This window comes from Roseibium sp. JB4-4, from assembly GCF_055693425.1.
This window is the reverse complement of sequence record NZ_CM146333.1, coordinates 3,489,224-3,514,643: the sequence shown is the minus strand read 5'-3', so window position 1 is coordinate 3,514,643 and position 25,420 is coordinate 3,489,224. Positions and strand designations below refer to the sequence as shown.

Here is a 25,420-nt window from a genome sequence, read left to right as displayed (position 1 = left end):
CATGACCGCAAATATTCACACGTTGTTTGACGAAGACGCCATTTCCACGAGAGTTGCCGCGCTTGCGGAGGAAATAGCTGAAGGAAAACCGGAAAAACTGCTCGTCGTAGCCGTTCTGAAAGGCAGCTTCATTTTTGCTGCCGACCTCGTACGGGCCATGCACCGCGCCGGACTGGAGCCAGAGATGGAGTTCATTCATCTCTCATCTTATGGAGCGGGAACCGAAGGTTCGGAAAACATCCGGATCTTGCGCGATGTTGAAAGTGACGTTGACGGCCGCGATATAATTCTGGTGGATGATATACTGGAATCCGGCCGCACTCTGGCTTTCGCCCGTGAGCGGTTGAAGAACCGGGGTGCACGCACCGTGAAGATCGTTGCTTTGCTTGACAAACCCGAGCGCCGTAAAGCTGCCATATCTGCCGACTATGTCGGTTTTGCCTGTCCTGATAAGTTTGTCGTCGGATATGGTATGGATATGGGCCACGCCTGGCGGCAGTTGCCTTATATTGGATACGTTGCTGCGCCCGGGGAGGCTGCTGCGGACGGCAAAACAGGAGAGTGAGCATGGCTCGCATTCTTCTTACGGAAGACGATGAGGCGGTTCGCAGCTTTGTGAAGCGCGCGCTCGAATTGGACGGGCATACTGTCGAAGCTGCTGAGGACGGTGGCGAAGCGATTGAAGTTCTCACCCGTGAAAGCGGCAAGTACGACCTTTTGCTGTCTGACATCAAGATGCCTGTCATGGACGGCATCGCGCTCGCGTTGCACACAGCACGCGACTATCCGGAAATGCCGATCCTGCTGATGACAGGCTTTGCCGATCAGCGCGAACGTGCGAATGGTCTCGACAGCCTTGTGCACGACATCATCACCAAGCCTTTTTCACTTGCTGACATCCGCAAGGCCGTTCGCGATGCCATAGCAGGCGACATGCCGCAGGACACCCGCCGTTACGCGTAAATTAGAGTTTAGAGAACGGCGCTTCACCGATTTCTGAATCTGTTTGCGACATCAGCGCGTGGAGCATTGGACATTGTTTTCGTCCTTGTTCACAGTTCGAAACCAGTTCCGTCAGTGCACTTTCCAACTGCCTCAATTCCCCGATTTTTTCCTGAACATTCGTGAGATGTTTTCGCCCGAGCTGCTCAACGGATTGACAAGCGTCATTTGGTTTTCTGGCGATACTTTTCAGCGCAACAGCGTCGTGAACGGAGAAACCGAGATCCCGGCAACGTTTGATGAACCGAAGCTCCGCTATTTCCGCATCGGTGAACAGCCGCCGCCCGGACGACGTTCTTCCAGCTTTGGAAACAATGCCTTCGCGTTCGTAGTAGCGGATTGTCTCAATTGAAACCCCGCTGAGCCGGGAAGCCTCTCCAATCGCAACCATGTGATTGTTCTCCACTTGCTCCTGTAGTCACTACAGGATGCATTATCCGTCCCATGATGTCGAATACGGAAACACGCCATAATCAGACGAATGGGCCGAACCACTTGGTTCTCGGCGCGGCAGGACTGCTGGCACTGCTCAGTGCATCCTGTTGCGTATTGCCTATTGGTCTTTCTATCGTTGGGCTTGGTGGTGCTTGGCTAACGCTTCTTGGGCCCTTTGTTGCCTATCGCATTGAAATACTTGTTGTGGTTGGTCTGGTGCTGACCTGGGGATGGTTCAGGCTCTGGAAGCGATGGAGTTGTGCCCGTCGCAAACGCTCGACCCTGTCTGTCTTGGGGCTCTCGACCTTTGTCTTCTTCCTCGCTGCAAGTTCTCCCTATTGGGAAGGCGAAGCCGCGCGGACAATGTTTGCACTTTGGAAAGCCGCACGCTCATGAAGAACTACATTCGAACCAGCTATTTAGGTTCCTTTTCTGCATTCGGAGTTGCAACGTGTTGCGTTCTACCCATGGTAATGATGCTTCTCGGCTTGGGTGGAAGCTGGCTCGCGGTCTTTGGGAAGATCGCGGCGACAAGTTATTACGTGTTGGGTTTTTCGACCCTTGTCCTCTTGGTCGCCTGGTATTCGGCAAGTCGAAACGGCTCAACCTCAAAACTAAAGTGGTGGCTGGCCGGAAGCACAGCTCTAACCGTTAGCGCGTGGATAATTGTCTTTAACGAGACCCGTATCAATGATTTTCTCATTACCCTGACGTGACAAAAATGAACAATCTCAAAGTCGAGTTGACCAGCACAATAACCTGCCCGGAGTGTGGTTATTCCCAAGACGAAACCATGCCCACCGACGCGTGCCAATGGTTCTACGAATGCTCTTCATGTAAAGCCGTATTGAAGCCAAAGCCAGGTGATTGTTGCGTCTACTGCTCCTATGGAACCGTTGCATGCCCACCGATTCAGGAAGGCAGTTCGTGCTGCGGATAAGTCTTCCCACAAAACGTCAGGTCTAGATCAGTAGAAACTTCAGGTGCAATCCTGGCCTTCACCTCTCTAAACATTAACGATTGCTCCAGGCCGTTTTCCCATTCATGCAAAGGTCCGAAGCGCCCAGCAATGCCGACCTACGCGGTTGATTGATCGCCCTCGGAGGTTCCGCCCAAAGCAGTCATTGGCACTCGCTCGTTTATGAGTACACGTCCTAGTCAATACCCGCTCGCAACAGCCTTTGCTCAATACCTCTTCAGCAGCCGCTCCAGATAATCCAGCTCCAGCTGCGGACGGGACGGATCCGAGAACCGTCGACGAAGCTCTTCCAGAATGCGCCGCGCTCGTTGAACGTCGATCTCATCCGGGATCTGCACCCGGTTGTTGAAGTCGGGCCCTTCGGTCCGGCGTGGTCTGCCGAGCGGATCTTCGTCCATGGGCGAAGGCCCATTTGGAGACCCGGCACCTTCGCCCTGACCCATCATCTGCTCTGTCAGGCCCTGGGCGCCACGTCTGAGAGCGTCAAGCGCGTTACCCTGCTGTCCGAGTGCTTGTTGTCCCTCGCCTTCACCGAGCGACTGTTGGGCATCACCCATGGATTCGCCAGCCTCGCCAAGCTCCTGGCTCTCGCCCATGCCGTTTTGCTGCAACTGTTCCATCAGCTGTTCCAGCTGCTGAGCCAGGTTGCCCTGACCCTGCTGCAGTTGTTCCAGCATCTGCTCAAGCTGCTCGCGGGTCATTTGCTGCTGCTGACCCTGTCCTTGCTGGCCTTGTTGGCCCTGCTGCTGCTCACCGCGGCGCTGGTTCTGCTGATCCTGATTGAACTGGTGCGTTTCATCCATCAGCTGCTGTTGGCGCTGTATCATTTCGCCAAGCTGATTGAGCATTTCCATCATTTCGCTGGACATGTTGTTGGGCATCATTTGCGGCCGTCCGGCCTGCAGATTTTCCAGCATCTGCTGCATCTGAGCCAACAATTCGCGGGCAGCATCGCGCGACCCTGTGCGCGCCAGTTCTTCGATCCGGTTCAGCATCTCGGACAGATCTTGTTGACTGAGCGTTTGCTGATTGCCGTCGAAAGGCTGCATGGCCTGCGGGTTCTGGCGCATTTGTTCTGCCAGTGCCTGCATATATTCATTCAGGGCTTCGCGCAGCTGTTGAGTCAGCTTGGCGATTTCTTCATCGCTCGCCCCTTCTTCAAGCGCCTTGCGCAATGCCTCCTGCGCATCTCGCAGTTTGCGTTCCGCAGCCGACAGGTCGCCATCTTCGATCGAAAGCGCGAGGTCCCAGAGAAGCGGCAACAACGCTTTCAATTCCTCTTGGGAGTTTGCCTTAAGCATTTCACCATAAGCAAAGCGCATGCCGAGGTAATTGCGTGCTTTGAAGTCGAACAATTGCGGCGCCAGCATCAGTGCGTCAAAGGCGATGATCACCTGATCATGGTTTTGCGCATCAAGTGCCAGGTTCCGGCGCTGTTCCACGATCGCTCTGGCAAGCGGCTTGCCGAATCGGCGTTGCGGCAGCGTGATGCGATAGGCCGGCGACAGGCCTTCCTGTCCGGCCTGATCACGCGCCAGCAGAGTCAGGTCGACCTCGGAACCGGCCCAGGGGTGGGAGGTCAGATCCCGAATGGTTTCCGCGGTCTTTGCGGTGCCAGCGCGCGGCGGCAGAGAAAGCGGGAATTGCGGCGCCTCGACTAGAGGACGCGGCACACGATCCCCATGATCCGGGTTCGGCAATGGCGCTATCCGGGCTTCCGCAGCAACCACGCCGTAGTCGTCGTTGACCAGATAAGAAAACTTCAAGGCACCGCTGAGCTGTTCCTCGGGATCGTCTGTCAGGCGAATTTCAGGCGCATCATCCGGGCGTACGGCAAAGACAAAGTTCAGGAACGGCTCTTCACCGGACTTGAGCTCAACAACGCCGGTTGTCTCCAGCGTGAGCGTGCGCTCGACCGGCAGCAGTTTCTGCAGCTCGGGATCCTCTGTCTCGGAAAGTGGCTCGGGCTCGATTGTGGTTGGTTCAACGTCGTCGGCACCAGCAAACGTCATCACCAGATCACGTGCGCCTTGCGTCCTGACAACAAGGACGGAGCCTTCAGGAACGGAAACCGGTGCAGACGGATCGCGCAACTGCGCGCTTTCGCCGGTGAGATAGATCGGAGGTTCACTGGTATATAGCGGCGGTGTAACCCAGGCATCCAGACGGCTTGGCGGCTCAACACTTGTGAACGGGTTCTGGAAAGCGGAAACAAGACGACCAGCATGGTCACCGTGGGCCGTCACAAAGCCAATGAGAACCAGGCTGGCAGCAAGGACACGGATTGCCCAGGGATCTCGTCTGAAGGCCTGTGGGTCGGGCGCCTTTGATTTGATCGCGGCCAGCCGTTCAGCCGTTCGGCGCTGATGAAGGGCCCAAATGGCCTGGCTTTCGGAATTCGTCACACCAACCGAAAGATCATCTTCAAGCGCGGTCAACGGACGGTGGTCTACCCCCGACGCGTTTTCAACCCGATGCAGGGCATCCTCGCGGGAAGGCCAGCGAACGTTCAAAAGATCTCGTGCAGACCAGATGGCAAGTGCGGCAAATCCGACAAGACCCAGAGGCGACACCCAGGCTGGCAGCAGCATCCAAAGCCCCAGCCAGGAAAGGCCGACAAAGATCCCAACAACGACAAACAGGGGCAGCATCGCGCGCCACAGACGTTCGACGAAAAGGGCCCATCGGCTCTGTCCGACAAGACGGTTCAGGCGTGCACGTATGACATTCCGCCAGCCGTAAGTTTCCGGAAAGACTGGCCGATCAGACTGCTGATTGCTATCGTTCGGGCTCAAAGGCACCTCCGGTTCATTTCCCGCCAAGTGCCGTTTCATGAGAAATTTCAGCACGCAGGATCTGCCCACACCCTAATAAAGTGAGGCATTGGAGGCCGTCCGGCAACCTGTAGGATCAACTAATTCTCTGCAGATTAAGTCACGAACCCTTGAGCCAGTCGGGCATTCGGTCGAGTCCGATAAGTTCCTCAAAGCTGGTGCGTGGCCTTATGACGGCAAATTGGTCAGCATTTACGAGGACTTCCGGGATAAGCAGACGTGAATTGTAAGTGCTTGATTGCACAGCGCCATATGCGCCGGCTGAATAAACCACCAACATATCCCCAGCCTTCACTTCCGCCATTTCTCGGTTTTGCGCCAGAAAATCGCCGGTTTCACAAACGGGACCAACAATATCCGCCATGATTCGCGGCGCATCGCCGGCTTCCTGATGCACCGGTCGAACCTCGTGGTGGGCCTCATAAAGGGTTGGCCGGATAAGGTCATTCATGGCTCCGTCGACGATCACAAAGGTCTTGTCGGCACCTGCTTTCACGTAAATGACACTGGCCACCATGACGCCTGCATTGCCGGCGATCATACGTCCGGGCTCAAACATCACAGTGCAATCAAGCTCGCGGACGTGTTTCTTTACGACCTCGGCATAGGCGTCGGGATGCGGCGGCGGATTATTATCGGTGACATAGGGAATTCCCAGTCCTCCACCAAGATCCACATGATCAATCTTGTGGCCTTCAGAGCGTAGATCCGAAATCAGGTCGCCAAGCCTTGCAAAGGCGTTGTCGAAAGGTTCCAGCTCGGTGATCTGCGACCCGATATGCATGTCGATGCCGGTCACTTGAATGCCAGGCAATCGCGCGGCCTCAGCATAAACTTCACGGGCACGCTGCCAGGGAATGCCGAACTTGTTCTCCGCCTTGCCGGTCGCGATCTTGGCATGCGTTTTGGCATCCACGTCGGGATTGATGCGTATCGACACCCGTGCGGTCTTGGCCATGGACTGTGCGATCCGCGACAGTTGACGCAGCTCTGGCTCCGACTCGACATTGAAACAAAGAATGTCTTCTTCCAGCGCATAGGCCTGCTCGGCTTCGGTCTTGCCAACTCCGGAAAACACGATTTTTTGGCTGGCACGCCCGCTGCGCGCGCGCGTCGCAATTCGCCTTCGGACACCACATCCATACCCGCGCCCAGCTCCGCAAGGGTAGCCAGCACCGCCTGGTTCGAATTTGCCTTCATGGCGTAGCACACCAAGGACGGGATATCGTCAAAGGCGGAGGAAAAGACCTGGTAGTGGCGCGTGAGCGTCGCCGTCGAATAGCAGTAGAAGGGCGTCCCGACCGCGTTGGCGATCTCGCTGATCGAAACATCTTCGGCGTAGAGTTCGCCATCTCTGTAATCAAAGTGGTGCAAGGGATGCTCTCATGAGGATTGATCGACCTGCCTTGTTCGGGGCTGCAAACTGCAGTCAAGAAGATCGGAATTGGCGTTACGGCGGAACAACCGCTATTCCTGCTCGAAAATTCCTACTGAATTAGGAAATCCAGGGGAAAGGTCTTGTCGCTTGCCGGAGGTTCGGTCGGCGGCGGAGCCGGGGCATCGGCCGGGTCAACACCGGCATACGTTTGCTGGGCAGCAGCACCCGGCTCATCAAGTGAGCCCTTTCGGCCGCACCCGGCCAGGGTCAAGCTCAGGCAGAGGCCAAGCAGCGCCAGAGTTCCAAACCGGGTAGTCATCACAAAATTGCCCTTTCCGGAATTCGCATTTGGTTCTTCTCCTCGCATGACAGACAGAATTCGGCAAGGCCGCACTGACCTGTCAGGCGAAGATATCGGCCCGTCGACGCGTGAAGTCAGCTCTTGGCAAGTTCCTTGAGCCACCGCCGTGCCTGTTTGCGCACATTGACCGGTGATGTGCCGCCGTAGCTGGTGCGGCTGCGTACCGACTTGTCGACCGAAAGCACGGAAAAAATTTCCTCCGTGATCTTCGGCTCAACTGATTGCATCTCCTCGAGCGGGACTTTGTGCAGCTCGACATTTCTTTCAACCGCCATGGCCACGATCCGCCCGGTCACATGATGGGCCTCTCGGAACGGCAACCCGAGCACACGCACAAGCCAGTCGGCAAGATCGGTTGCAGTGGAATATCCGGAGCCTGCAGCCTTTTTCATGACTTTGGTAACTGGCTCCAGATCACGCACCATGCCCGTCATGGCTGCCAAAGCCAGCGAAACACTGGCAAGACCGTCGAATGCCTGCTCTTTGTCTTCCTGCATGTCCTTGGAATAGGTCAGCGGCAAGCCTTTCATCATCACCAGAAGGGACTGAAGGGCACCATAGATCCGGCCGGTTTTTGCGCGCACGAGTTCGGCGGCATCCGGATTTTTCTTCTGCGGCATGATCGAGGAGCCGGTCGAGAACTTGTCTGACAGCTTTACGAAACCGAATTGCGCTGAGCACCAGATGACAATCTCTTCAGCAAGACGCGAAAGATGCATCGCGGTCAAAGACGCCGCGGCTAGGGCTTCGATGACAAAATCACGGTCCGAAACAGCATCCAGCGAATTGGAGGCCGGCCGGTCAAATCCAAGTGCATCCGCCGTCATCTTGCGGTCGATCGGGAAAGACGTTCCGGCGAGTGCGGCAGCGCCCAGCGGACTTTCATTCATGCGTTTGCGAGCATCGCGCACGCGGCCCCGGTCCCTGGCGAACATCTCGACATAGGCAAGCATGTGGTGACCGAAGGTGACTGGCTGCGCCGACTGCAGATGTGTGAAGCCGGGCATGACATCGGCTGCGTGAAGCTCCGCCTTTTCTGAAAGAACCTGCATCAATTCGCTCAATTGTGCGTCAAGTGTATCGAGCGTGTCCCGAACCCAAAGGCGAAAATCCGTCGCAACCTGATCGTTTCTGGAGCGCGCTGTATGCAAGCGTCCGGCTGCCGGTCCGATCAGCTCGGCAAGGCGAGCTTCGATATTCATATGAATATCTTCAAGAGCCCGGGAGAACTTGAATTTACCGCTTTCGATTTCTGACAGGATTGTGTCTAGACCTTGAACGATCTTGTCGGCATCGTCCTGTGTCACGATCTCTTTATCTGCGAGCATGCGCACATGGGCTTTCGAGCCGTCGATGTCTTGCTTATATAGCTTCCGGTCGTAGTCGATGGAGGCGTTTATCTCCTCCATGATGGCGTCCGGTCCTTCAGCGAACCGGCCTCCCCACATGCGATTGCTCATGTCCTGTCCTTTAAGAGGCGCCCCTTGCGAGGTGTGAACGAATGTCGAAGCCAACTGAACCTGCAAAAAACTCACGGCGAGGTCTTGTCCTAGCCGGGCTTGCTGGTGCTGTGGCCGCTGTAGCGGCTCTATACGTGATCGCCGGACCGAATGGCAATATCGCGAGCGCTCAAAGCTGTTCGGTTGCGCTTGAGGCTGCCAAGGCCGCGAAGCCCCACGCCAAGGGAGAAGTTGCCGCTTTCATTCCTGCCAGCCAGCCCCTGGAATTGAAACAGCTCACCTTTATGGGACCGGACAACCAACCTGTCACCCTCGCCGATTTCAAAGACAGGACGGTGCTGCTAAATCTCTGGGCGACATGGTGCGCACCATGCAGAAAGGAAATGCCGGCATTGGACGAACTTCAGGCGGATCTGGGCAGTGACGACTTTGAAGTCGTGGCTGTCAGTCTGGATCGTGGCGGCCCTGACAAACCAAAGGCGTTTCTGGAAGAAATCGGCGTCGGCCATCTTGGATTTTACCAGGACAGTTCCAATGCATTGCTGCAGGACCTTCGCAAGGTGGCCCGCGCCACCGGTCTGCCAACAACTATTCTTGTCGGGCCCGAAGGTTGTGAAATCGGAACAATGTATGGCCCCGCCGAATGGGCATCCGGCGAGGCCAAGTCACTTATCGAAAGTACGATGGTGCGACAAGGCACCTGACTGACGCGGTGCTTGCCGATCTGATCTGATCAAACTGAAATATCGACAGCATTGCCGAGGCCTGGAATCTTCCGGGCCTCACGGCGGTCTGCCTCGTTGGTGACCTGGGCTTCTTCGAGGCGCGCGGCCACCTGACGTTCCTGGTCGTTTTGATCCCGGATCGCATTTGTGGCCAGCTCCGCTCTCACGGAGGCTGCATTGACTGCAGCTGAAGAACTGTCTGTTACGCTCGCCATGATGTTTGCTCCTCTGGCGGGGTGTCGGCGTTAGACGAAGATGTCGACCCGGTTGCCAAGACCATCTTCCGGCTTGCGTGTTTCCGCACGCTTTTCCAGCTGTTCGGCCTGTCGGCTCAGGTTCTCTGTCCGATTTGAACTGAACTCGGCCTGTCTTTGAACCGTTTCGGCAACGGCCTCAGACTGGCGTGCATTCATAGCTTTGGCCTGCTCAGCGACCTTGTCGGTGCGCGGAGTGGCAAGAGAAGGCTGGAAGGCCTGGTTTTGTCCATGTCCTATTGCTTCAGGCATCGTTTTCCCAACTGCTGGATACGATTTCACCAGACAAGTATTACAGGGCAACATGAATTCGAGTGTAAACAGAGGCATTAATCTACAAGACTGCTTATTTTATTACTCAAGGTAAGCATAAAGATTACATAAAACTGTAGCTAAATTCGTACAAGCAAATGATTCAACGTACATTTTCAGACAGGGGATTTGACCATATCATCGCTCGCTCGCGTGACTCATCGGAGCGCGCAAGCTTGTTTTGTCCGGTCTGAAGGACGGTCATGTAGAGAGTCGTTAGGGAATTGCCCGGTCAATTCGGGCATCGGTCAGACGGTGACGTCGACCTGGGTTCCAAGTCCTGGTGCGGGTGCCGCCTGAGCAGCCTGAAGATTCTCGGCACCTTCTTGCAGCAAGGCAACCAAATTGGCATCCTGCTGTACCGACATTTTCAGCATCTCCGACTGCAGCGCCTGAGATGTCTGTGCCTGGCTTTGAGCAACAAATGTGCTGGCGATACCGACGCTGTCCATCATTCACTCCTAGAACGACAGACAGACTAACGAACTGCCCTTAAACATGCGTTAACAAAGCCTTACTTCAATCACTCGAGATTTAGGAAGTGGACGGTTTCATGCTGTACAAGGCTTGCCGGCGAACTTTTCCCGAAGCTGTTCGAGGCAGCTGATCAACGAGCCGATAAGATTTTGGCCGCTTGTAGTCCGCAAGATTCTGCTCCGCACGCAAGGCAAGACGATCCATATCAAAAGTGTCGGCATCGCGTGGCACCACAAAGGCTGTAATCAAACTGACCCCATCCCGGACAGGCACAGCCGTTACAGCCACTTCCGAAACCTGAGGATCGGCAGCAAGGACACACTCGACTTCTTCCGGCGCGACTCTATAGCCGAAGGCATTCATCAAGTCGTCCGCTCGGCCCTCGTACCAAAAATAGCCATCTTCGTCGCTGCGCGCACGATCACCGGTCAAGAACCATTCGCCGCGGAAAGCTGCTTCGGTTTCTTCAGGCGCATTCCAGTAGCCAAGCATCAGTCCCGGTTCGGAGGAGTGAATGGCGAGCAAGCCCGGCTCATTTGTTTCAGCAAAGTCCGACGAGTTTGATGTCTCGCTCAAAATCGACACTTTGCGCCCCCGTTGCGGTTTGCCCGGTGAGCCGGGCCTGACCGGCACTGTCGGTCCGCTTGAGAGATAGGTCGAAATCTCACTCATTCCGAGAGCTTCGTAAAGCTCGCGGCCGGTTCTGGCTTTCCAATCCTCATAAAGGCTTGCCGGCAGAGCCTCTCCTGCCGTGAGACCGTGCCGCAGGTTGGGAAACGAGCCCCTTGTGATATTGCCGTATTTCAGAATGCGCCGAAAAAGGCTTGGCACCGCGGCAAACATTGATGCATCGCTGCCTTCAATGACACCTGGCCAAATGTCAGGGTCACGCGGTCCATCATAAACAATGCTGGTAGCCCCGTTTGCCCAAGGGTCCATCAATCCTGCGCCCAGTGTATAGGTCCAATTGAAGGCACCGGCATGCAAAAGCCTGTCCGACGATGATATTCCGTACCATCCCCGATACATAGGCCACCGAGCAAAGGCTGCTCGCTGAGCATGCAGCACGCCCTTCGGCATGCCGCTTGTTCCAGAAGTGTAGACAAGGAAAGCCGGGTCGTCAGCAGCCGTATCCGCAAATGTCCCGGGTGCATACTGCCTCAGCAAGTCAATTCCTTGAGGTCCGAGCGAGAGAACCGCGGCATTGTCAGGAATTTCAGTCTCGCCGTCATGCACCAGAAGACGCGCGCCACTATCGGACAAAATGGAAGACGTTTCGCGAGCCGTGAGCTGTGCAGACGTTGGAACCGGAACAAATCCGCCTGCGATTGCGCCGAAGAAAATCAGCGGAAAATCGACTGAATGACCAATTCGGAGCAGGATCCGGTCGCCAGGCTTCAAACCGGTGTTTTTCAACCCGGCAGCCACAGAAAGCACACTTGAGGTGAGCTTTCCGTAAGTCCACGCCTCGTTTAGGGTTCCACCATCATCCACGATTTCCAGCGCTGTCTTGTCCGGCGCCGGCTCCGCGTTTGTCAGGCAATAGCGAGCAAGGTTCATCAGAGCCGCTTAGCGGGTCGGCACCGGTATCTCGCCCCGATAGTCGTAAAAACCACGTTGCGTCTTACGGCCCAACCAACCTGCCTCAACATACTTCACCAAAAGCGGACAAGGTCTGTATTTGGTGTCTGCGAGGCCCTCATAAAGCACTTGCATGATGGATAGACAGGTGTCGAGGCCAATGAAATCCGCCAGCTGCAACGGCCCCATAGGGTGATTGGCACCCAAGCGCATCGCCTTGTCGATCGATTCAACCGAGCCAACGCCCTCATAAAGCGTATAAATCGCTTCGTTGATCATCGGCAGTAAAATGCGGTTGACCATGAAGGCAGGAAAATCCTCGGCGACCGCAATCTGTTTGCCCAGGCGGTCACAGAAGGTCTTTGACGCCTCAAATGTTTCGTCTTCGGTGGCGATACCGCGGACCAGCTCCACCAACTCCATCAGCGGAACCGGATTCATAAAATGAATGCCGATAAAGCGTTCCGGACGATCCGTCGTTGCTGCGAGGCGCGTAATGGAAATAGAAGATGTATTGGTTGCTAGAATGGCTTCCGGTTTCAGGATCGGGCAGAGCTGGGCAAAGATTTTCCGTTTGATCTGCTCGTTTTCCACCGCTGATTCAATCACCAGATCGGCATCGGCAAGAAGATCGAGGTCTTCCACTGCCTTGATCCGGTTCAGCGCGGCATTGCGCTCTTCCTCGGTGATCTGGGATTTGGAAACCTGGCGTGCCAGATTGCCATTGATCGATGCCAGTCCGGACTCAATCCGCTCCATGGAAATGTCGCTCAAACCGACGTCAAAGCCTGCAAGTGAACAGACATGGGCAATGCCGCTGCCCATCTGACCTGAGCCGATCACGCCGACTTTTTTGATTTCGACTACCATGCTGAAAATCCGATCGTTAAGTACATGCCTTCAAAGGCCGGGTTGCGGCTATTTTTGGCAAGTCTTGCGCCGAACAGCAAGAACCCCGGAGTGAAAACCTTCATTCGCCCCGGGGTCCGTGTTCAATTTGCCGCAGGTCTTACTTAACGGCAGCCTCAAGTTCGGGCAGTACATCGAACAGATCCGCGACTAGGCCATAGTCGGCAACCTGGAATATCGGGGCCTCTTCGTCCTTGTTGATAGCAACGATCACCTTGGAGTCTTTCATGCCCGCAAGATGCTGTATTGCACCGGAAATTCCGCACGCAATATAAAGGTCCGGAGCGACGACCTTGCCGGTCTGGCCAACCTGCCAGTCGTTCGGAGCATAGCCTGCATCGACCGCAGCACGCGACGCGCCAACTGCCGCGCCGAGCGCATCGGCAACCGGCATAATGACTTCCTGAAACTTTTCTTCAGATCCAAGCGCGCGGCCACCGGAAATGATGATTTTGGCGGATGTCAGCTCCGGACGATCAGATTTGGAAAGCTCTTCGCCAACAAACTCCGAAAGCCCTGAACCATCGGTACCGGTGATCGATTCAACGGTTGCCGAACCACCTTCTTCAGCCGCGGCAAAAGTCGATGTTCTTACGGTGATCACCTTTTTGGAATCACCTGACTTGACCGTTTGTATGGCATTTCCGGCGTAGATCGGACGCTCGAACGTCTCTGCGTCGACAACTGCAGTGATATCCGAGATCTGCATCACGTCCAGAAGGGCGGCGACACGCGGCAAAGTGTTTTTGCCGTTGGCAGTTGCAGGTGCAACGATCGCTTCATAGTCGCCTGCAAGACCGACTATCAGGTCTGCAGTCGGCTCAGCCAGCTGGTGCTCGAGCGCATCACTCTCCGCAACCAAGACCTTCGCGGCACCGGTCAGCTTGGCAGCTTCCTCGGCCACGGACTGGACGCCTTTGCCGGCAACCAGAATGTGGACATCCGCACCCAGCGCAACGGCAGCAGTAAGTGCTTTTGCGGTCGCGTCATTCAGTGCGCCACCGGCATGTTCAGCCACAAGAAGTGTTGTCATTGTTTTTTCCTCCTGCGACGGGCCTTAAAGGACACCGGCTTCGTTCTTGAGTTTTTCGACGAGCTCACCAACAGATCCGACTTTGATACCGGCTTCGCGTCCGGCAGGTTCCGTAGTTGTAACCACGGTCAGGCGCGGAGTGACGTCAACGCCATAGTCATCGGGCGACTTCTCATCGATAGGCTTTTTCTTTGCCTTCATGATGTTCGGCAATGACGCATAGCGTGGCTCGTTCAAACGCAGATCGGTCGTCACGATAGCCGGCAGTTTCAGCTTGACCGTCTGCAAACCACCGTCAACTTCGCGTGTCACGTTAACCGTGCCTTCGCCGAGATCGAGTTCGGAGGCAAAGGTTCCCTGGCTCCAGCCCAGAAGGGCCGCAAGCATCTGGCCGGTTTGATTGCAATCGTCATCAATGGCCTGTTTGCCGAGGATCACGAGTCCAGGCTCTTCGGCTTCAACAATACCCTTGAGGATTTTGGCAACTGCCAGAGGCTCTGTCGTTTCGTCGGTTTTAACCAGAATTCCCCGGTCTGCGCCCATTGCCAATCCTGTTCGCAAGGTCTCGGTCGCCTGCTGCGGTCCGACGGATACGACAACGACTTCGCTGGCTTTCCCGGCTTCCTTCAGACGAAGAGCCTCTTCGACAGAAATTTCATCAAACGGGTTCATGGACATCTTGACGTTGGCAAGATCGACGCCCGAACCATCCGCCTTGACGCGGACTTTAACGTTGTAGTCGATGACCCGTTTCACGGGTACGAGGATTTTCATTTGGTCTCAACCTCTTGCTGGGCCGGCTTTCACCGCACCGCATTATGCAGGCCAGTCCGCTCCGTTGACGTAGGGTCACAAACGGCGGAAACAAGCCAATCGTGGCGCATGGCGGGGGACGGTACTGACCAGCGAGGCAGCTGTCAATTGCGCTATTTGGTCTAAACGGGCAAATTGCCGGGCATAGAAAAACACGCGTCGCAATGATGATAGTTCAACGGTGCGAAACAGCAGCGAAATTCGTTCAAAAACACCACTTATCGCCCGCCGGACCCGTTGATGCACGAGGTCGGGACACGGTTGCCGTTCGCGGACACCAGGGGATTTTCATTCAGAAAATCAGATCCCTGAAGATCGGGGTGAAAAGTTATCGGAAATCGGCTCGGCAAATACAGTTGTCCAGGTTCCATTCGCGTCCCGGCATGCGGTTCCACGGATAGATAGATCGAGGCCGCCAAAGGTTGTTTCTCGAATGTACTGCCGGCACCAGTGCCCACTTTTGCTTCGATAAGTTTTGATCGGCGTCAGAATCTCACTCCAATTGCCTTCTTGCCCGACAAATACCGGCTCACCGCTGACCTTGGTCTCCAGCGCCTCTTGAACGGATTGTGCAAGCAACATCCGTTCGGTTTCCATATGCGCGGCGAGCGACGCGACAGCATCATCCATACGGGATTGCATCCAGAAATTCGTGAAGGCGAACGTACCGGCAACGAGGATCAGCGCTGCGGCAACCTGGACAAGCGACCCCGTCCAGGATGTGAAACCCGGACGTGAAGAACCGACGCCCCGCTTTGCGAACTCCCGATCAATCAGACCTTGAAAACGTTCCATGCTTTCGTCCGGAATTGCCGAAGGCATCGCGTTCTGCAAAAAGAAATCATCCCGAGACACCAGACGAAGCAACTCTTCGCCCTTGGGAGATTGCCGAATGTCAGAAAGCAATTCGGCTCTGTCTTCGTCGCCAACTTCCCGATCGAGGATCTTGCCGATTTTCTCAACGAGGGCGATCTGTTCGCGCTTTTCTTCAAGTGTCACAACACACCTCCGGGCATGCTTTGCATAGCAATCTCTGGTGCGGAATCGTCCGTTTCCAGCCATTCTCGCAATTTTAATCTCGCTCGCGCAAGCCGGCTGGTAACCGTCCCGATTGGGACGCCAAGCTCAGCAGCAACGTCTTTGTAACTCTGGCCTTCAACGGCAATCTTCAAAAGAACTTCTCGATTGTCTTCATCCAATCTGCCGATAAAGTCCCTCACTTTCTGCAATTCAAGGCTACTGGCCGCCGCCTTCGCGCCGTCGTAACTCTCTTCAAAGTCAAGCATTGCCAGATCGAACAACCTGGCCCGGTTCGCAGAATCCCTCACGGAGTTGAAATAGTGATTCTGCAGGATCCGGAACATCCAACTGTCCAGGCGGGTTGCCGGGTCAAACTGGTCCAATGACCGTATTGCGCGCTCACACGTCGTCTGCACCAGATCGTCTGCCTGATCCGGATTTCGGCACAGCCGCAATGCAAAACTCCTCAGCTTGGGGAGCAGACGGATCATCTCCGTCTTCATATTATCTTCTGGCAAGAAGTTCTCCGCAAAACCGCTCTCGAGGTTACAACACGTGATGAAAACTTTTGATCCCGACTTTTTTGGACATTCTTCGGGAAGAAAGAAGAACACTCACGTGTTATGGAGGAAAAGGCACGGAATCGCTCTCAATATTGTCCGCGCAAGAGAACCGCATAGAAACCTGATCCTATGAAACACACCCGCCAGAAAACATTGCCAGATTGCCTCTCTGCGATGTTCCGCGTGCTTCCGGGCATTGCGGCCTCGATGCTGGTATTCTCTGTCGCCTTTTTCAACCCCCTCTTCGATGTTAAAAACACCGATTCTGCTTTCGCTAAGTCGGGTGACGACAAGAGTAGCCGTAGTGACAAGAGCGATCGTGGCAGCGATCGCAACGACAAGGGCGGCGGCGGCAATAGCGGTGGTGGCGGCGATAGCGGTGGCGGTAAAAGCGACCGCTCAGACGATAGGAGCGAAAGCTCCGGCAATAGTGGGAATTCAGGTTCACAAAATTCTGCCTCACAAAAGCCAGGATCTGGAGGTCTGCTTAATCGCGTGTTTCGTGATGAGCGTTTCAATGGCAACAGCGAACAATCCGGTGGGTCGCTGTCGGAGCGCGAAGAACGCGAAGCGATACAAAACGGTTGGCAGTAGATCCAAGAGGCAGGATCGGCTTTGAAAATTTTGAATGCGGGGCTCCACACGAAGGGGCCTGTCTTTTTTTGCTTGTTACTTTCAGCAGCGGGCTGCAATTCAGGGGCCGTGTCCAATACACCTGACGTGACTACCCCAGCTGTCGGATTGCAGTCGTCTGACCGATCCCTCGCCCAACAGAACCTGCAAGCGGTCCTGGAAAGCTCTTTGTCCGGAAAATCGCAAAGCTGGCAGAATCCGCAAAGCGGCGCGCGCGGATCAGCAACTCCATTGAAGACATGGAAGACGACCGAGGGAACTTATTGCCGCTCGTACAAGGAAAGTATCCGACTAGCATCAGGAGAATCCATCGATCGTGATGGCGTTGCCTGCCGTTCATCGGATGCTGTTTGGCAGTCAACTTAAGGCGAACACCTCACGACAAGGCCTGGTCAAAAAGCTTGACTCCCTTGCGACGAAAAAACAGCACGAGGATGGCGCCGGCTATCAGACCGCCAACATGCGCAATCCAGGCCACCTCGCTCTCGGCCGCTGCCAGCACATTGTAAAACTGATAAAGCACCCAGGCACCGAGCAACCACATTGCAGACAGGCGTAAGGGGATGCGGCCGAGCACAAGGACCCACACCTTGACCCTGGGATGAAGCATCAGATAGGCGGCCACAACTCCGGACACTGCACCTGACGCCCCAATGAGTGGTACCTCGGAGTTGGCGTCCAGAGCCGCGTAGAGAAACCCCGAAAATGCCGCGCAAATCAGGTAGAACAGCAAATACCGAAAATGACCCATGGCATCTTCGACATTGTCACCGAACACCCATAGGAACAGCATGTTTCCGACGAGGTGCATGATACCACCGTGCAGGAAGGCGTATGTCACGATGGACGTCCATTCCGGCAACAGCTGAAACTGAGGCGCCAGTTCGCGGATATCGAAAAGCACCACTGGGATCAATCCAAGTGAATAGGAAGCAGCAGCTACGGCTTCCTGTGCGCCGGCGCCCTGAAAAAACACGAATATCAGGACGTTAAGAGCAATAAGTGTGAGATTGACATAAGGGATTGGGACATGAATCCGCCGGTTGTGATCATAGACCGGAATGAACATGCCCCGATGCCTTTCGTTATGTGCGTCTTTTTCTATTAGCGATTTTGACCTGGAACCCAGAGAACATCCCGTTCTCCTTTATCGTTCAGGTACCGTGACGCTACGAAAAAATAGTCAGACAGGCGGTTCATATACCTGACCGCCGCGGGATTGATCTGCTCCACGGTCGAGAGTTCGACCATAAGCCGTTCCGCCCGACGCGATACTGTTCGAGCAAGATGAAGATGCGCCGACGCCGGGCTCCCGCCCGGCAGCACGAAGGAACGGAGAGGAGACAGATCCTTGTTCAGCTCGTCAATCGCGTCTTCGAGTGCTTTCACTTGCACATCGCTGATCCGCAAAGGTTCATAACCAAGATCCTGATCTGTCTCAGGAGTTGCCAGATCTGCACCCAGATCGAATAGATCGTTCTGGATACGGCCTAGAACGATATCAACCTCTTGAGCGCTATCTCCGGTATGCAGACGAATCAGGCCAACGACAGCATTGGTTTCATCTACCGTTCCGTATGACTCGATCCGCAAATCATTTTTCGGCCGGCGCTCGCCAGACCCAAGAGCCGTCGTACCGTCGTCACCCGTTTTTGTGTAGATCTTGTTTAAAACAACCATTTTGAATGCCCTTGGATGTTGCTTCTGCGGTCGTTTTCTAGCGACCGGACCCGAAGAAATAGAGCCCACCCATCACCAGGACAATCACCAGGAACTGCAATCCGACACGCCAACGCATCAGCATTTGCGAACGATTGGCGGGACCGTTTCGAAACATGTTCCAAAGTCCGGCAAACAGAACCAGGGCTACGGCCGCCATGCCAACGGGAATGAGTGCATTAATGACACCAGCCATCTTGTTAGTCCTCTTTCAGCGCGATGACCCGGCAACTCCGGACCCCACGTCGCGCACTATTCTTCATTGTCAGCAGCCCGAATGCAGAACCGGTCCAGCAGACCCGTAGGCAACACACGTTTTGCCACCGCCATGACTTTTGTCGGTATGGTGACATGATACCGCGCTTTGGGCCGGTTGGCCTCAACCGCATGAATCAATTTCTTTACCACCGCCTCAGGCGGCAGTTTGAATGGTCCCGGCTCACCTGCTTCCATACGGACCCGGCGTTTCTCGTAGGTGTTACGATGGACGGAGGCCTCGAGACCAGTTTCACCGATCCAAAGATCGAAATTCGCAAGGGCATTTTCCGTGAACCTTGTACCGATTGGCCCCGGCTCTATCAGGCTCACATGAATACCCGTTCCCATTAACTCCTGCCGCAACGTGTCTGTATACGCTTCCAGAGCGAATTTGCTGGCCGTATAAGCACCGCGATACTTCAGTGCGACAAAGCCAAGCACTGAAGAACACTGCACGATCCGACCGCCACCATTTGCGCGCATCGCAGGAATCAAACGCTTTGTCAGATCATGCCAACCTATGAAATTGGCCTCGAACAGCGCCCTCATCGCCTCCGTCGGGATGTCCTCGAGTGCCCCGGGCACAGCGTAGGCACCGTTGTTGAATACGGCATCCAGTTTATGGTCGGTCAGTTGCAGAACACTGTTGGCTGCCGTCTCGATGCTGTTCGGGTCTTCGTAGTCCAGACGCAGGGCTTCAAACCCTTCTTCGGCCAACCGGTCGACATCGTCCTGACGCCGAGCTGTGGCGAAGACGCGCCAGTTCCGCCCACGCAGGATATGGGCCGACACGGCACCGATACCGGAAGAGCATCCGGTTATTAGGATCGACCGATGCCTCGGGAAACTCTCTGGATAGTCAATCATTCAAATAAAAACCCGGCGCCCAGCAGACCTTACCTGGCAATGTCCTATCAGATTGGCTCACCGGAAAGCAATTTGGGAACAGGTCCCGCAAACCCGGCTGCTTCCTTGATAAACTGTGTCTTGATGCCGGGCATGCGGTCGACCAGGCCAAGTCCGAAATCCCGGAACGCCCGCAGAACGTCATTATCGTTGGAAAACAGGCGATTGAGAACGTCAGTCACGACGCCCATCTGGAATGTGTCGAATCGGCGCCAACGCTGATAACGCTCAAGAATATCGAGACCACCGGGATCCTGCCCAAGACGGCGCGCATCGACGACCACTTCCGCAAGCGCGGCAACATCCTTGAACCCAAGGTTCAGACCTTGTCCCGCGATCGGGTGTATACCATGCGCAGCGTCCCCGATCAGCGCAAATCGCGGATTGACGAAGTCGCGCGCCAGTTTCAGTCCAAGCGGATAAGCGCGCCGCGGGCCATCAACTTCGAGTGTACCGAGGTGATGTCCGAAACGACGCTCAAGTTCGAGTTCGAATGTAAACTCATCAGATCGCACAAGTCTGTCGGCATCAGAGGTTTTTTCGGTCCAGACAAGCGATGACCTGTTACCGGGAAGCGGAAGGATGGCGAAGGGGCCAGCGGGGAGGAAGTGTTCTTCAGCCCGGCCGTTGTGAGGTCGCTCATGCTTGACGGTGGTGACAATACCCGATTGCCCGTAGTCCCAGTTCACCGTTCGGATACCTGCCAGGTCACGAAGCTTGGAGCGAACGCCATCGGCCGCGACGAGAAGCCGGCTTTTCAAAATGGTGCCGTCCGCCAGCTCAAGTTCGACATGATCCGGATGTGTTCGGAAGGTATCCGCCGTTCCTGGAGCAAAGAATTTCACACCCAGTTTCTTTGCAGCCTTATAGAGCGCCGGCATCATCACGCCATTGGGCATCATGTGGGCAAAAGGCTCACCTTCTGTCGCTTCACCGTCGAAAGTTAGAAAAACCGGTCGAACCGCATCGCGTAATTTGCTGTCGGTGACGATCATTTCGTTGATTGGTTGCGATTCGGCTTCGATTTTCGGCCAGACGCCAAGTTGCGTCAGCATCCGGGATGCAGCAGCGGCGATTGCCGAGGCACGCGGGTCATTGTGCAACTGATCCATAGGTTTCGGGTCGACAATGGCGCAATTGATGCTCTCGTCACCTTGCTTGAGTGCTACCGCCAGCGACAGACCCACATACCCGCCACCCGCGATAACAACATCAAACATATCGGCAGCGCTTATACGTTTCGCCATTCAATTACTCCCCGCCCCGGTTTCCCCTAGGACATCTTGACTTTAACGTCAGGTCCCGTCCAAGACTGGACCTGAAAACTCGCCGAGGCCACTTTAAGGCCCACCTTTTCGGCACATTATGTAACAAGGATCGCGCCGATGAACACGGCCATTGACAACCTTTTGCAAATTCTCGACCTAGAAGCGCTCGAACGCAATCTGTTCCGTGGTCGCAGCCCTCAGGTCGGTTGGCAACGGGTTTTTGGCGGTCAGGTTATCGGCCAGGCTTTGGTCGCCGCATCACGAACTGTTGTCGAAGACCGGCATGTACATTCCCTGCATGGATATTTTCTGCGTCCTGGTGACCCGGAAGTCCCCATAATTTACGAAGTCGACAGAATTCGGGACGGCGGCAGTTTCACCACACGGCGTGTGGTTGCCATTCAGCACGGCGAAGCAATCTTTTCAATGGCAGCTTCCTTTCAGGTCCGCGAAGAGGGATTGGATCACCAAAGCGATATGCCGGACGTGCCAACGCCGGACGCCTTGCCGAGTGAGCAGGAACTCAAAGAGAAGTTCCTGTCTCTGGCACCTGAGAACATTCGCCGTTACTGGGAGCGGGAGCGTCCAATCGAGATGCGGCCGGTCGACATGACCCACTATTTCAGCAAGAAACCGCTCCCGCCGCAGCAATATGTCTGGGTTCGCGCCACCGGGCAGCTGCCGGATGATGAACGCATTCATCAGTGTGTTCTTGCCTACGCGTCCGACATGACCCTGTTGGACACATCCCTCTTTCCCCACGGCACTTCCGTCTTCAGCCCCAAAATTCAGGCGGCAAGCCTCGACCATGCCATGTGGTTCCATCGTCCTTTTCGCGCAGATGATTGGCTGCTTTATGCCACTGACAGCACTTCCTCGTCCGGTTCGCGAGGCATGAACCGTGGTTCTCTCTATACAAAAGAGGGTGTGTTAATTGCTTCAACGGCGCAGGAAGGTCTGATCAGGCTCCGCAAGAAAGATTAAAGCTGTTGCCGCACCAATCACCGGATGGGGCTTGTGAAGCCTGACACTGAAAGCGGGTTGTCGCTCAAAGCCTGGTGATCGGGGGTATCCGGAAGCAGCGCACCTGAAAAAGCCTCGAACATCTTGCGCACGAAACCCTCGGGCAGGTCTTTGGTAATAAAGACCATTCGGGTTCTATGGTCTCCATCCGGCCAGGCTTCGAGCGTTGCCGGCGGGTGAAAGACATGCTGAACACCATGGATAACAACCGGTCTTCCGGGATCTTCCGCTAGCTGGACGATGCCTTTGACGCGCAGGAGCTTCGGTCCATGAGCAGACCGCAGTAAATCCAGAAACATTTCAAGAGCTGAGGCCGGTACAGGCCGGTCGGTTGCCAACGTAAATGCACGGATGGAATCGCTGTGCCGGTTTACATCATGTGCATGGTCATGGCCGTGGCTATGGTCATGATGCGCATGGTCGTGATGATGGTGGTGATGCCCAGTGCCTTCGTATGCTTCCGCATTCAACCAGGCCGCCACATCCGGTATCTTGCTGTCCGGGTCGTAAAGGCCTGCATTGAACAAAGCGCCCGGTGTCGCGTCGCCTGATTGTGTAACCAGGCGCTTGGCGCCAGGGTTCAGCATTTCGATTTGCTGTAAAAGCTTTCCGAATTCCGCCCGTTCCGCCTCCGATTCGATCATGTCTGTCTTTGTAAAGACCAGGCGGTCCGCGACAGCGGCCTGTTTTCGGGCTTCTTCGTGATTTTCAAGGGTCGACAGCCCATTCACAGCGTCAATGAGCGTGATGACGCTGTCCAACCGATAACGCATGACCAGATAGGGATGAAGCATCACGGTGTGCAGGATCGGCGCGGGATCGGCAAGACCCGTGGTTTCGATCACCACTCGGCGCAGGCGCTCCGTACGGCCATTGTCGAGATGACGCAACAGGTTCTCCAGTGTTGAAACCAGATCGCCTCGGATCGTGCAGCACAGGCAGCCGGACGAAAGTTCGACAATTCCCTCTCCAGCCTGATCGACAAACAGGTGATCGAGACCGATCTCGCCAAATTCATTGATGATAACCGCTGTATCGGCCATGGCCGGATCGTTTAAAATCCGGTTCAGCAAGGTGGTCTTTCCCGAACCCAGGAAGCCGGTCAGGACAGAAAGCGGAATAGGGGGCTTGGGCCCTCTTTGCACAGGTCGGTCTATTGCTTCTTTGGCAGAAGTCATGAGGTCGAAATCTCCTGATCGTGCAACTGCCAGGCAGGCCGCAGTTCATGCGGCACCGCTAGCATTCTTTTCAGGAGTAGGTCAAAGGTGTTTGGACGTTTGCCCTCACGCGGCCAGGTTTAGCCGGCGTTCAGGACCGGTTCCTCGGTTTCAGCCGCTTCGGCTTCCTTGTCCGCGATGTCATCACCTGCTGAGAGATCCATTGGGGTCAGGTCCTGAACGAGATCCTCGTCATCGAACTCCGCATGATCTTGCTCATCCGCATCGACAACAGTCCGCACCGCTTCCGCCGCCTTGCGTAAGGTTGCGATGACTTCCTCAACCGAAACACCTTCTTCCAACTGGTTGGCGGAAAGTTCAGCGAGGCTGGCAAGCGCCTTGATTGTGGCGGTGGATCTCGGTTCAATCATCATGCGATCACTCGCTTCTTTGTTTCGGCATGTTCTATGCCCGGATGACCTGACGTGTCATGGCCTCCCTCGAGCAGGAATACACCGGCCCAAGAGAATGCTTACTACACTGTTAAGGAGTAGCGTAAATAAAGGGTTAACCGGGTTTTCCGTATTTCTTCACAAAGGCTTAGTTCTACGACTGGCCAAGCAGCTATTGCCTGCGCGGGCTGGGAGCCGGTACTGGAACCGAAAAATCAAGGCCTTTCCGAAAGATTGACCCTGGTGCGGCTGGAGATGAATCGCCACCGGCGACTTGCTCTGCTTGCGGGATTGAGCCCACGGCACTTGCTTCCGCAGTCTGCTGCAACTTTGCACGGATTTGCATTTCGGCACGGCGCATCGGATTGGCGACAGGCGTTGGAACGTCCTCCGCAGGCGCTAAGACCTCAAGCGCCGATGTTGTTGCACCTGCCGCTGGTTGTCCGCTCGGATTGCCCAGGCTTACTTGCAGAGGTTTGTAAGCAAGACGACGCGGACCAAGGGTTCGATCAAGGATCTTTGCCCAGTCAGGCTTGCCGTTCGATTTGGTGTAACCGCTCGCATCGACGTTTTTTTCTTTGGTCTTGTCTGCCTTGAAGAAAAGGAAACCACCCCGCTTTTCGCTCTGCATGTCGAAGCGGGCCATATATCCGTTCGGGCCCGGGCTCTTGTTTCGCCGGCAATACCCGTTTGCAGGCGGATTTCCGGAAGACCCGGTCAGGCTGCTGACATTCTGGCCACCCCGTTTGCGAAATCCATTGTCGAAAAGCTGCCGGGCGAATGCTGTCCGCTCAAGGCCGGAACCTGCCCCCAGAATGATTGCAATCAATGTCCGGCCCTTTCGGGAGACGCTTGCAGCAACGTTGTAACCCGAATTGCAGATGTAGCCAGTCTTCATGCCGTTTGCTCCGGGAACTCGCAGCAGAAACTCCCGATTGGCCGAACGAAGCGTCTTCTTGCCGAAGCGAATACCAGGATATTTGTAGAAATCCCGCGATTCCGGGAAGTCCCTTCGAAGCGCCATTGCCAGAATGGCCATGTCCCGCGCGGTTGTCACCTGTCCGTTGTCCGGCAGACCGTGAGGATTGGTGAAACGGGTGTTGGTCATGCCAAGACGCCTGGCTTCGGCATTCATGGCCGCAATAAAGGCGGCTTCCGAACCCGAGATTGCCTCGCCCAGCGCAACGGCAACATCGTTTGCCGACTTGATAAGAATAATCTTGAGCGCGGTATCAACGGTGAAACGCGTTCCAACCTTGAAACCCATCTTGCTGGGAGGCTCAGAAAGAGAATTCTTCGACTGGACCACCGCGGAGTTCAGCGTCGCACGGCCTTCGCGGATCGCCTTGAAGGTCACATACGCCGTCATCATTTTCGTCAGGGAAGCTGGGTACCACTTGCGCGTCGCGTTTTTCTGGTCGACCACCGCACCCGATTTCGCATCGACGAGAATGAACGCACCGATGTCGGCCTTGGCATCACCGGGAACCAGGCAGAAAAACAATACGGCAAACGTTACAACCGCGGATGTCAGGCGGCCGGCCAGGCTTGCAATCACGGGAATCCCTCGCATGTCATCCTGTAAAACAGGGAAACGCACAAACTGCAATCTCAGTCTAAGGTACATAGCCTAACGACTGTTGAACTCTAAAAAACCGGAACATGTCCGTTAGGGCAACCCCTTCCTTGCCACCGTCCCGCGCCAAAACTTTTGTCAGTTGCCGTTTTTTTAGGCATCGCCCCCGGCAAAATCGCCCTAACCTTTGAAACAATTGGGCGTTTGGCCTTCGCAGTCCATCACGGCAAGAGCCCAACTACTTTGGCCCGGGTCTTGCTAAGATTACCAAGGGCATCTTGCCTATTGCATC

The 25,420-nt window shown here is 55.4% G+C and carries 29 protein-coding genes and 1 pseudogene; 8 read left to right on the top strand and 22 right to left on the bottom strand.

Annotated elements, in window-relative coordinates:
* Position 1: 1 nt before the first annotated feature.
* Positions 2-565 carry a hypoxanthine phosphoribosyltransferase gene (gene hpt, locus ACZ1HV_RS16540; protein ID WP_298816856.1) on the top strand — a complete coding sequence of 188 codons (564 nt, stop codon included), beginning with the start codon at positions 2-4 and terminating at the stop codon, positions 563-565.
* Positions 566-567: 2 nt separating this feature from the next.
* Entirely contained in the window at positions 568-963 is a 396-nt protein-coding gene (locus tag ACZ1HV_RS16535; protein WP_298816855.1) for a response regulator, read from the top strand.
* Between the two features lies 1 nt (position 964).
* Here the strand turns inward: ACZ1HV_RS16535 and ACZ1HV_RS16530 are convergent, their stop codons facing one another.
* Positions 965-1,393 (bottom strand): MerR family transcriptional regulator, encoded by a 429-nt coding sequence (locus ACZ1HV_RS16530; RefSeq protein WP_472715764.1) that lies wholly within the window; start codon positions 1,391-1,393, stop codon positions 965-967.
* 53 nt (positions 1,394-1,446) lie between these two features.
* Here ACZ1HV_RS16530 and ACZ1HV_RS16525 point away from each other — a divergent pair, with 53 nt between their 5' ends.
* Together ACZ1HV_RS16525 and ACZ1HV_RS16520 are read left to right on the top strand one after the other, a co-directional pair.
* Positions 1,447-1,833, top strand: coding sequence for a hypothetical protein (locus tag ACZ1HV_RS16525; RefSeq protein ID WP_472715763.1), 387 nt, complete (start codon positions 1,447-1,449; stop codon positions 1,831-1,833).
* A 325-nt stretch (positions 1,834-2,158) separates the two neighbouring features.
* Positions 2,159-2,377, top strand: a complete 219-nt coding sequence (locus ACZ1HV_RS16520) for a GDCCVxC domain-containing (seleno)protein (protein ID WP_298816846.1) — start codon at positions 2,159-2,161, stop codon at positions 2,375-2,377.
* 245 nt (positions 2,378-2,622) lie between these two features.
* Here the strand turns inward: ACZ1HV_RS16520 and ACZ1HV_RS16515 are convergent, their stop codons facing one another.
* The 4 genes and pseudogenes from ACZ1HV_RS16515 to argH form a co-directional block, all read right to left on the bottom strand.
* Entirely contained in the window at positions 2,623-5,211 is a 2,589-nt protein-coding gene (locus ACZ1HV_RS16515; RefSeq protein WP_472715762.1) for a TIGR02302 family protein, read from the bottom strand.
* Positions 5,212-5,350: 139 nt separating this feature from the next.
* Positions 5,351-6,462 (bottom strand): annotated as a pseudogene (lysA, locus tag ACZ1HV_RS16510) (diaminopimelate decarboxylase).
* A gap of 275 nt (positions 6,463-6,737) precedes the next feature.
* A complete protein-coding gene (gene lptM / locus ACZ1HV_RS16505; protein WP_298963982.1) occupies positions 6,738-6,947 on the bottom strand; it encodes an LPS translocon maturation chaperone LptM in 210 nt (69 codons plus the stop codon).
* 116 nt (positions 6,948-7,063) lie between these two features.
* Positions 7,064-8,449, bottom strand: coding sequence for an argininosuccinate lyase (argH, locus tag ACZ1HV_RS16500; protein ID WP_472715761.1), 1,386 nt, complete (start codon positions 8,447-8,449; stop codon positions 7,064-7,066).
* Positions 8,450-8,490: 41 nt separating this feature from the next.
* On the opposite strand from argH, the gene tlpA reads away from it, so the two are divergent.
* Entirely contained in the window at positions 8,491-9,153 is a 663-nt protein-coding gene (tlpA, locus tag ACZ1HV_RS16495; protein ID WP_298816836.1) for a thiol:disulfide interchange protein TlpA, read from the top strand.
* A gap of 29 nt (positions 9,154-9,182) precedes the next feature.
* Here the strand turns inward: tlpA and ACZ1HV_RS16490 are convergent, their stop codons facing one another.
* From ACZ1HV_RS16490 to ACZ1HV_RS16450, 9 genes are all read right to left on the bottom strand, one after another.
* A complete protein-coding gene (locus tag ACZ1HV_RS16490) occupies positions 9,183-9,389 on the bottom strand; it encodes a hypothetical protein (protein WP_298816833.1) in 207 nt (68 codons plus the stop codon).
* A gap of 30 nt (positions 9,390-9,419) precedes the next feature.
* Positions 9,420-9,680 carry a hypothetical protein gene (locus tag ACZ1HV_RS16485; RefSeq protein ID WP_298816831.1) on the bottom strand — a complete coding sequence of 87 codons (261 nt, stop codon included), beginning with the start codon at positions 9,678-9,680 and terminating at the stop codon, positions 9,420-9,422.
* 308 nt (positions 9,681-9,988) lie between these two features.
* Positions 9,989-10,192, bottom strand: coding sequence for a putative motility protein (locus ACZ1HV_RS16480; RefSeq protein WP_298963983.1), 204 nt, complete (start codon positions 10,190-10,192; stop codon positions 9,989-9,991).
* A gap of 82 nt (positions 10,193-10,274) precedes the next feature.
* Complete coding sequence (locus ACZ1HV_RS16475; RefSeq protein ID WP_472715760.1) at positions 10,275-11,777, bottom strand: class I adenylate-forming enzyme family protein; 1,503 nt, start codon at positions 11,775-11,777, stop codon at positions 10,275-10,277.
* A gap of 9 nt (positions 11,778-11,786) precedes the next feature.
* A complete protein-coding gene (locus tag ACZ1HV_RS16470) occupies positions 11,787-12,668 on the bottom strand; it encodes a 3-hydroxybutyryl-CoA dehydrogenase (protein ID WP_298816823.1) in 882 nt (293 codons plus the stop codon).
* Between the two features lie 139 nt (positions 12,669-12,807).
* Positions 12,808-13,740, bottom strand: a complete 933-nt coding sequence (locus ACZ1HV_RS16465; RefSeq protein WP_298816821.1) for an electron transfer flavoprotein subunit alpha/FixB family protein — start codon at positions 13,738-13,740, stop codon at positions 12,808-12,810.
* A gap of 24 nt (positions 13,741-13,764) precedes the next feature.
* Positions 13,765-14,514 (bottom strand): electron transfer flavoprotein subunit beta/FixA family protein, encoded by a 750-nt coding sequence (locus tag ACZ1HV_RS16460; protein WP_298816817.1) that lies wholly within the window; start codon positions 14,512-14,514, stop codon positions 13,765-13,767.
* A gap of 339 nt (positions 14,515-14,853) precedes the next feature.
* Complete coding sequence (locus tag ACZ1HV_RS16455) at positions 14,854-15,552, bottom strand: hypothetical protein (protein ID WP_298963985.1); 699 nt, start codon at positions 15,550-15,552, stop codon at positions 14,854-14,856.
* Positions 15,549-16,064 carry an RNA polymerase sigma factor gene (locus tag ACZ1HV_RS16450; RefSeq protein ID WP_298816809.1) on the bottom strand — a complete coding sequence of 172 codons (516 nt, stop codon included), beginning with the start codon at positions 16,062-16,064 and terminating at the stop codon, positions 15,549-15,551. The genes ACZ1HV_RS16455 and ACZ1HV_RS16450 overlap by 4 nt, the downstream gene beginning before the upstream one ends.
* A 201-nt stretch (positions 16,065-16,265) precedes the next feature.
* On the opposite strand from ACZ1HV_RS16450, the gene ACZ1HV_RS16445 reads away from it, so the two are divergent.
* Positions 16,266-16,730, top strand: coding sequence for a hypothetical protein (locus tag ACZ1HV_RS16445; RefSeq protein WP_472715759.1), 465 nt, complete (start codon positions 16,266-16,268; stop codon positions 16,728-16,730).
* 108 nt (positions 16,731-16,838) lie between these two features.
* Complete coding sequence (locus tag ACZ1HV_RS16440) at positions 16,839-17,135, top strand: RT0821/Lpp0805 family surface protein (protein WP_363324488.1); 297 nt, start codon at positions 16,839-16,841, stop codon at positions 17,133-17,135.
* Positions 17,136-17,145: 10 nt separating this feature from the next.
* Here ACZ1HV_RS16440 and ACZ1HV_RS16435 read toward each other — a convergent pair whose 3' ends face one another.
* The 5 genes from ACZ1HV_RS16435 to ACZ1HV_RS16415 are packed head-to-tail and all read right to left on the bottom strand — an operon-like array spanning position 17,146 to position 20,899.
* Positions 17,146-17,838, bottom strand: a complete 693-nt coding sequence (locus ACZ1HV_RS16435) for a rhomboid family intramembrane serine protease (RefSeq protein ID WP_298816804.1) — start codon at positions 17,836-17,838, stop codon at positions 17,146-17,148.
* A gap of 35 nt (positions 17,839-17,873) precedes the next feature.
* Complete coding sequence (locus ACZ1HV_RS16430; protein ID WP_298816801.1) at positions 17,874-18,449, bottom strand: cob(I)yrinic acid a,c-diamide adenosyltransferase; 576 nt, start codon at positions 18,447-18,449, stop codon at positions 17,874-17,876.
* Between the two features lie 37 nt (positions 18,450-18,486).
* On the bottom strand, positions 18,487-18,684 hold the full coding sequence (locus tag ACZ1HV_RS16425; protein ID WP_298816799.1) for a twin transmembrane helix small protein: 198 nt from the start codon (positions 18,682-18,684) through the stop codon (positions 18,487-18,489).
* 56 nt (positions 18,685-18,740) lie between these two features.
* On the bottom strand, positions 18,741-19,613 hold the full coding sequence (locus ACZ1HV_RS16420) for an SDR family oxidoreductase (protein WP_298816797.1): 873 nt from the start codon (positions 19,611-19,613) through the stop codon (positions 18,741-18,743).
* Positions 19,614-19,660: 47 nt separating this feature from the next.
* On the bottom strand, positions 19,661-20,899 hold the full coding sequence (locus ACZ1HV_RS16415; RefSeq protein ID WP_298963986.1) for a ubiquinone biosynthesis hydroxylase: 1,239 nt from the start codon (positions 20,897-20,899) through the stop codon (positions 19,661-19,663).
* A gap of 138 nt (positions 20,900-21,037) precedes the next feature.
* On the opposite strand from ACZ1HV_RS16415, the gene tesB reads away from it, so the two are divergent.
* On the top strand, positions 21,038-21,904 hold the full coding sequence (gene tesB / locus ACZ1HV_RS16410; protein WP_298816793.1) for an acyl-CoA thioesterase II: 867 nt from the start codon (positions 21,038-21,040) through the stop codon (positions 21,902-21,904).
* A 17-nt stretch (positions 21,905-21,921) separates the two neighbouring features.
* On the opposite strand, the gene ACZ1HV_RS16405 is transcribed toward tesB, so the two are convergent.
* The 3 genes from ACZ1HV_RS16405 to ACZ1HV_RS16395 all read right to left on the bottom strand — a co-directional run bounded on the left by ACZ1HV_RS16405 (position 21,922) and on the right by ACZ1HV_RS16395 (position 25,125).
* On the bottom strand, positions 21,922-23,121 hold the full coding sequence (locus ACZ1HV_RS16405) for a CobW family GTP-binding protein (protein ID WP_472715758.1): 1,200 nt from the start codon (positions 23,119-23,121) through the stop codon (positions 21,922-21,924).
* A gap of 119 nt (positions 23,122-23,240) precedes the next feature.
* Positions 23,241-23,534 carry a hypothetical protein gene (locus tag ACZ1HV_RS16400; RefSeq protein WP_298816789.1) on the bottom strand — a complete coding sequence of 98 codons (294 nt, stop codon included), beginning with the start codon at positions 23,532-23,534 and terminating at the stop codon, positions 23,241-23,243.
* Positions 23,535-23,724: 190 nt separating this feature from the next.
* Positions 23,725-25,125: a D-alanyl-D-alanine carboxypeptidase family protein gene (locus ACZ1HV_RS16395; RefSeq protein WP_472715757.1), complete on the bottom strand. Its 1,401-nt coding sequence runs from the start codon at positions 25,123-25,125 to the stop codon at positions 23,725-23,727.
* Positions 25,126-25,420 lie beyond the last annotated feature (295 nt).

Coding starts and splice junctions, on each gene's coding strand:
- ACZ1HV_RS16485 (WP_298816831.1), bottom strand. CDS start 9,680: ATGCCTGAAGCAATAGGACATGGACAAAACCAGGCCTTCCAGCCTTCT.
- lptM (WP_298963982.1), bottom strand. CDS start 6,947: ATGACTACCCGGTTTGGAACTCTGGCGCTGCTTGGCCTCTGCCTGAGC.
- ACZ1HV_RS16395 (WP_472715757.1), bottom strand. CDS start 25,125: ATGCGAGGGATTCCCGTGATTGCAAGCCTGGCCGGCCGCCTGACATCC.
- ACZ1HV_RS16490 (WP_298816833.1), bottom strand. CDS start 9,389: ATGGCGAGCGTAACAGACAGTTCTTCAGCTGCAGTCAATGCAGCCTCC.
- ACZ1HV_RS16535 (WP_298816855.1), top strand. CDS start 568: ATGGCTCGCATTCTTCTTACGGAAGACGATGAGGCGGTTCGCAGCTTT.
- ACZ1HV_RS16415 (WP_298963986.1), bottom strand. CDS start 20,899: ATGGCGAAACGTATAAGCGCTGCCGATATGTTTGATGTTGTTATCGCG.
- ACZ1HV_RS16530 (WP_472715764.1), bottom strand. CDS start 1,393: ATGGTTGCGATTGGAGAGGCTTCCCGGCTCAGCGGGGTTTCAATTGAG.
- argH (WP_472715761.1), bottom strand. CDS start 8,449: ATGAGCAATCGCATGTGGGGAGGCCGGTTCGCTGAAGGACCGGACGCC.
- ACZ1HV_RS16435 (WP_298816804.1), bottom strand. CDS start 17,838: ATGTTCATTCCGGTCTATGATCACAACCGGCGGATTCATGTCCCAATC.
- ACZ1HV_RS16405 (WP_472715758.1), bottom strand. CDS start 23,121: ATGACTTCTGCCAAAGAAGCAATAGACCGACCTGTGCAAAGAGGGCCC.
- ACZ1HV_RS16525 (WP_472715763.1), top strand. CDS start 1,447: ATGATGTCGAATACGGAAACACGCCATAATCAGACGAATGGGCCGAAC.
- tesB (WP_298816793.1), top strand. CDS start 21,038: ATGAACACGGCCATTGACAACCTTTTGCAAATTCTCGACCTAGAAGCG.
- ACZ1HV_RS16480 (WP_298963983.1), bottom strand. CDS start 10,192: ATGGACAGCGTCGGTATCGCCAGCACATTTGTTGCTCAAAGCCAGGCA.
- tlpA (WP_298816836.1), top strand. CDS start 8,491: ATGTCGAAGCCAACTGAACCTGCAAAAAACTCACGGCGAGGTCTTGTC.
- ACZ1HV_RS16425 (WP_298816799.1), bottom strand. CDS start 18,684: ATGGCTGGTGTCATTAATGCACTCATTCCCGTTGGCATGGCGGCCGTA.
- hpt (WP_298816856.1), top strand. CDS start 2: ATGACCGCAAATATTCACACGTTGTTTGACGAAGACGCCATTTCCACG.
- ACZ1HV_RS16400 (WP_298816789.1), bottom strand. CDS start 23,534: ATGATGATTGAACCGAGATCCACCGCCACAATCAAGGCGCTTGCCAGC.
- ACZ1HV_RS16475 (WP_472715760.1), bottom strand. CDS start 11,777: ATGAACCTTGCTCGCTATTGCCTGACAAACGCGGAGCCGGCGCCGGAC.
- ACZ1HV_RS16520 (WP_298816846.1), top strand. CDS start 2,159: ATGAACAATCTCAAAGTCGAGTTGACCAGCACAATAACCTGCCCGGAG.
- ACZ1HV_RS16465 (WP_298816821.1), bottom strand. CDS start 13,740: ATGACAACACTTCTTGTGGCTGAACATGCCGGTGGCGCACTGAATGAC.
- ACZ1HV_RS16420 (WP_298816797.1), bottom strand. CDS start 19,613: ATGATTGACTATCCAGAGAGTTTCCCGAGGCATCGGTCGATCCTAATA.
- ACZ1HV_RS16470 (WP_298816823.1), bottom strand. CDS start 12,668: ATGGTAGTCGAAATCAAAAAAGTCGGCGTGATCGGCTCAGGTCAGATG.
- ACZ1HV_RS16445 (WP_472715759.1), top strand. CDS start 16,266: ATGAAACACACCCGCCAGAAAACATTGCCAGATTGCCTCTCTGCGATG.
- ACZ1HV_RS16460 (WP_298816817.1), bottom strand. CDS start 14,514: ATGAAAATCCTCGTACCCGTGAAACGGGTCATCGACTACAACGTTAAA.
- ACZ1HV_RS16430 (WP_298816801.1), bottom strand. CDS start 18,449: ATGGTTGTTTTAAACAAGATCTACACAAAAACGGGTGACGACGGTACG.
- ACZ1HV_RS16450 (WP_298816809.1), bottom strand. CDS start 16,064: ATGATCCGTCTGCTCCCCAAGCTGAGGAGTTTTGCATTGCGGCTGTGC.